The 4,944-nt window shown below is 72.7% G+C and carries 7 protein-coding genes; all 7 read left to right on the top strand.

The window, feature by feature from the left end; genetic code table 11:
* On the top strand, window positions 1-300 hold a 300-nt coding region (locus tag ACQXVK_RS17340), incomplete at its 5' end, for an aminotransferase class I/II-fold pyridoxal phosphate-dependent enzyme (RefSeq protein WP_430854420.1).
* Complete coding sequence (gene hisB / locus ACQXVK_RS17345; RefSeq protein ID WP_071295436.1) at window positions 297-899, top strand: imidazoleglycerol-phosphate dehydratase HisB; 603 nt, start codon at window positions 297-299, stop codon at window positions 897-899. The genes ACQXVK_RS17340 and hisB, both read left to right, overlap by 4 nt.
* Entirely contained in the window at window positions 896-1,537 is a 642-nt protein-coding gene (gene hisH / locus ACQXVK_RS17350; RefSeq protein WP_430854421.1) for an imidazole glycerol phosphate synthase subunit HisH, read from the top strand. Before hisB ends, hisH begins: the two co-directional genes overlap by 4 nt.
* A 95-nt stretch (window positions 1,538-1,632) precedes the next feature.
* Window positions 1,633-2,379, top strand: coding sequence for a bifunctional 1-(5-phosphoribosyl)-5-((5-phosphoribosylamino)methylideneamino)imidazole-4-carboxamide isomerase/phosphoribosylanthranilate isomerase PriA (gene priA, locus ACQXVK_RS17355; RefSeq protein WP_402263895.1), 747 nt, complete (start codon window positions 1,633-1,635; stop codon window positions 2,377-2,379).
* 4 nt (window positions 2,380-2,383) lie between these two features.
* Window positions 2,384-3,220: an SseB family protein gene (locus ACQXVK_RS17360; RefSeq protein ID WP_430854422.1), complete on the top strand. Its 837-nt coding sequence runs from the start codon at window positions 2,384-2,386 to the stop codon at window positions 3,218-3,220.
* Window positions 3,221-3,291: 71 nt separating this feature from the next.
* Window positions 3,292-4,170, top strand: a complete 879-nt coding sequence (locus tag ACQXVK_RS17365) for a ParA family protein (RefSeq protein WP_430854423.1) — start codon at window positions 3,292-3,294, stop codon at window positions 4,168-4,170.
* A partial coding sequence (locus ACQXVK_RS17370) for a segregation and condensation protein A (RefSeq protein ID WP_430854424.1) occupies window positions 4,154-4,944 on the top strand: 791 nt, incomplete at its 3' end. The genes ACQXVK_RS17365 and ACQXVK_RS17370, both read left to right, overlap by 17 nt.

The raw sequence follows: 4,944 nt of genomic DNA on the forward strand, positions 1-4,944 counted from the left end.
GCGCCCGCGATGCTGGCGATGGTGGACGACATCACCCGGCAGCGCGACCGCATGGTGGCCGAGCTCGGCGCGATGGGGTACCGCACCTACGAGACCTGGTCGAACTTCGTCCTGTTCGGGGGCGTTGCAGACCCGCACGCCGCGTTCGAGGCGCTCCTCGAGCAGGACGTCATCGTCCGTGACCTCGGCATCCCGAACCACCTGCGCGTGAGCGCCGGCACCGAGGAGGAGACCACGGTGTTCCTCGACGCCATGCGCCGCGTCGCCGCCGATCAGCCGCCGGTTAGGGTTGCAGCATGACCGCGCGCACCGCCACGATCAGCCGGAGCACGAGCGAGTCGAGCATCGAGCTCGAACTCGACCTCGACGGCACCGGCACGTCCGACATCTCGACGAGCGTGCCGTTCTTCGACCACATGCTGACCGCGTTCAGCAAGCACTCGCTCATCGACCTCCGCGTGCGGTCGACGGGCGACACCCACATCGACGTGCACCACACCGTCGAGGACACCGGCATCGTGCTCGGCCAGGCGCTCAAGCAGGCCCTCGGCGACCGCGCCGGCATCGGTCGCTACGGCGACGCGCTGGTGCCGCTCGACGAAGCCCTCGCGCAGGCGGTCGTCGACGTGTCCGGTCGTCCGTTCCTCGTGCACTCCGGCGAGCCCGCCGGCTTCGAGTTCCACCGCATCGGCGGGCACTTCACCGGCTCGATGGTCCGCCACGTGTTCGAGGCCATCACGTTCAACGCCGGCATCACGGTGCACGTCCGCGTGCTCGCGGGCCGCGATCCGCACCACATCGCCGAAGCCGAGTTCAAGGCGTTCGCGCGGGCGATGCGCACCGCGGTGGAGCTCGACCCCCGCGTGGACGGCATCCCGTCCACCAAGGGCTCGCTGTGACGGCGGGCGCGAAGCCGAACGTCGTCGTCCTCGACTACGGGTCCGGCAACGTCCACTCGGCCGCCAAGGCGCTCGAGCGCGCTGGCGCCGACGTCACCCTGACCGCCGACAAGCAGACCGCGCTCCGCGCCGACGGCCTGCTCGTCCCGGGCGTCGGGGCGTTCGGTGCCGTCGTGGAGCAGCTCGAGAGCGTGCGGGGCGGCGAGATCGTCGACCACCGCCTGGCCGGCGGACGTCCGGTCCTCGGCATCTGCGTCGGCATGCAGGTGCTGTTCTCCCGCGGCATCGAGCGCGGTGCCGACGTCGAGGGACTCGGCCAGTGGCCGGGCACGGTCGAGCAGATCCAGGCGGACGTCCTGCCCCACATGGGCTGGAACACCGTGGACGCGCCCGCCGACTCGGTGCTGTTCGACGGCCTGCACGACGAGCGCTTCTACTTCGTGCACTCCTACGGCGTGACCGACTTCCCGCTCGAGGCGTACGGCCCGTTCCGCGCGCCCCGGCTGACCTGGGCCGAGCACGGGCAGCGGTTCGTCGCCGCCGTCGAGAACGGCCCGCTCACCGCCACCCAGTTCCACCCCGAGAAGTCCGGCGAGCCGGGCATCCGACTGCTCCGCAACTGGGTGCAGTCGCTCTGAACCCGGCCACGGGTCCGGCGGCGCGGTCCGTGACGGACCCGCACCGTTCCTCCCGACCAGCGCACCGCGCCCGCTCCCGCAACGAAGACAGGACCATGACCGAGCTCTCCTCCACCACGCCCCTCGTCCTGCTGCCCGCCGTGGACGTCGTCGACGGCCAGGCGGTGCGTCTCACGCAGGGCGAGGCCGGCAGCGAGACCTCCTACGGCGACCCGGTGACGGCGGCCCGGACATGGCGCGACCAGGGCGCGGAGTGGATCCACCTCGTCGACCTCGACGCGGCGTTCGGCCGCGGCGACAACCGCAGGGTGATCGCGCACGCCGTCCGCGAGGTCGAGGGCGTGGCGGTCGAGCTGTCCGGCGGCATCCGCGACGACGCCTCACTCGAGGCCGCCCTCGCGACCGGCGCGGCACGCGTGAACCTCGGCACCGCGGCGCTCGAGGACCCGGAGTGGGCGGCGCGCGTCATCCGGCAGTACGGCGAGCAGATCGCCGTCGGACTCGACGTGCGCGGGACGACCCTCGCCAGCCGCGGGTGGACCGAGGACGCCGGCGACCTGTGGGAGGTCCTGGACCGCCTCGAGGACGCCGGCTGCGCCCGCTACGTCGTCACCGACGTCACCAAGGACGGCACGCTGCAGGGGCCGAACGTCGACCTGCTCCGGGCCGTCTGCGACCGCACCGACCAGCCCGTGGTGGCGTCCGGCGGGATCTCGACGCTCGACGACCTGCGTGCCCTGCGCGCGCTCGTGCCGCACGGTCTCGAGGGCGCGATCATCGGCAAGGCGCTCTACTCGGGGGCGTTCACGCTCCCCGCCGCCCTCGACGTCGCGTCGGAGTAGCGGCGTGTCGGGCATCTCGAACGGTCGCGGGACCGGTCCCGAGGTCCCGGACGGCACCGGGCACCCGGACGACGCCCACACCCCAGGCGGCGCCGCCGACTCGGCCGGCACCGCGTGGGCCGGGCGCACGTTCGACCAGCACGACACGACCTTCGACGACGACGACGGACTCGCCGACCCGGCGGTCGTCGACGCGATCAGGGCGCTGCCCGACGGCGGCTCCCAGCGGGCGGTCGTCGACGCGCTCCGCACCGCGCGGCTGCTCATCCCGCTCATCGCCGAGGCCGGCGACGTCGGCCACACCGACACCGGCAAGCTGGTCGACAAGACGCAGGAGCTCTCGATCGTCACGGTGGCCGGCCCGGACGGCCGGAGCGTGATGCCCGCGTTCACCTCGGTCGAGGCGATGCGGACCTGGGACGCCGACGCCCGGCCGGTCCCCGCCGATTCGCGTCGGGTCGCGATGGCGGCCGCGAGCGAGGAGACCCAGCTCGTGGTCCTCGACCCGACGGCACCGACCGAGTTCGTGCTCCGCCGTCCCGCCGTGTGGGCGATCGGGCAGGACCTGCCGTGGACGCCCTGCTTCGAGGACCCGGAGGTCGCCCAGGCCTTCGCCGACTCCGTCGTGGGGGAGCGTGCCGTGGCGCGGGTCGAGCTCGCCTCGGGGGACCCGCTCGGACGCTTCGCCGGTGCGGAGCTGACGGTGGGCCTGGCGCTGCGCCCGGGTCTCGACCAGTCCCAGGTGCAGGAGCTCGTCGGACGCCTGCAGCAGCGCTGGACGGCGGACGCCGTCATCGCGGACCGCGTGGACAGCATGCGGGTGGCGCTGCGCCCAGCGTGAGTCGCGCCTCCTGGCCCCGTCCTGCGGCGGTGCGGCCAGGCCCGGCGGCCGGTCGCCGGTACGATGACGGGGTGAGCACGAACCCGACGACCAGCCCCGGAACCGGCGAGACCACCTACGGTCCGACCGGACGGCCCGTCCGGCAGTTCGCGGTGCCCGAGGAGCTCGACGGCCACGGTCCCGCTCGCATCATCGCGCTGTGCAACCAGAAGGGCGGCGTCGGCAAGACCACGACGTCGATCAACCTCGGTGCGGCGCTGGCCGAGTACGGCCGCAAGGTCCTCGCGGTGGACTTCGACCCGCAGGGCGCGCTGTCGGCGGGTCTCGGCGTGCGGACCCACGACATCCCCACCGTCTACGACCTGCTGATGGGCTCGATCAAGGACCCGAACCAGGTCATCCAGCCGACGAACACCCCGTACCTCGACGTCATCCCGGCGAACATCGACCTGTCCGCGGCCGAGGTCCACCTGGTGAACGAGGTCGCCCGCGAGCAGATCCTCGCGAGCGTGCTGCGCAAGGTCCAGAACGACTACGACGTGATCCTCGTCGACTGCCAGCCGTCGCTCGGTCTGCTGACCGTGAACGCCCTCACCGCGGCGCACGGGGTCCTCATCCCGCTCGAGTGCGAGTTCTTCGCGCTGCGTGGTGTGGCGCTGCTCATCGAGACGATCGACAAGGTGCGCGACCGCCTGAACCCGGCGCTGCAGCTCGACGGGATCCTCGCCACGATGTACGACTCGCGCACGCTGCACTCGCGCGAGGTCATGGAGCGCGTCGTCGACACCTTCGACGACCGCGTGCTCGACACCGTCATCGGTCGCACCGTGAAGTTCCCCGACGCCACCGTCTCGGCACGGCCGATCACGCAGACCGCGCCGGAGCACCAGGCCGCGCACGCGTACCGCCAGCTCGCCAGGGAGCTCGTCGAGCGTGGCGCCGTCGCCTGACGCCGACCCTGCCGAGGCGTCGGCGCGGCCGGACCGCGTCGCCGACCCTGTCGAGTCGTCGGCGCGGCCGGACCGCGTCGCCGACCCTGCCGAGGCGTCGGCGCGGCCGGACCGCGTCGCCGACACGCAGTCCGCTCCGGCCGGCACGCAGACCGCGCCCGGCTTCCGGGTCCGACTCGCCGGGTTCGACGGCCCGTTCGACCTGCTCCTCTCGCTCATCACGAAGCACGAACTCGACATCACCGAGGTGTCGCTCGGCGCGGTGACGGGGGAGTTCATCGCGTACGTGCGACAGGCCGAGTCCCAGGACGAACTCGACGAGGCGAGCGAGTTCCTCGTCGTCGCCGCGACCCTGCTCGACCTGAAGATCGCGGGACTCCTGCCGCAGGGCGAGCTCGTCGACGCCGAGGACGTCGCCCTGCTCGAGGCCCGCGACCTGCTCTTCGCACGACTGCTGCAGTACCGGGCGTTCAAGCAGGCCGCCGACTGGTTCGGCTCCCGCTGGCTGACCGAGTCCCGACGCCACGCCCGGAGCGTCCGCCTCGAGGAACGGTTCCGGGCCCGGACGCCCGAGCTCGTCTGGACCCTGTCGGTGCAGGACTTCGCCGCGCTGGCGACCCTGGCGTTCGCGCCGCGGGAGCTCCCGACGGTCGGACTCGACCACCTGCACGCCCCGCTCGTGAGCATCCGCGAGCAGGCGGCGATCGTCGTCTCGATCCTCCGCACGCGTGCCGACGAGGACGTCTCGTTCCGCGAGCTGGTCGCCGGCGTCGC

Origin of the sequence: Curtobacterium sp. AB451 (assembly GCF_050585845.1) — a bacterium.
Lineage (GTDB): Bacteria > Actinomycetota > Actinomycetes > Actinomycetales > Microbacteriaceae > Curtobacterium.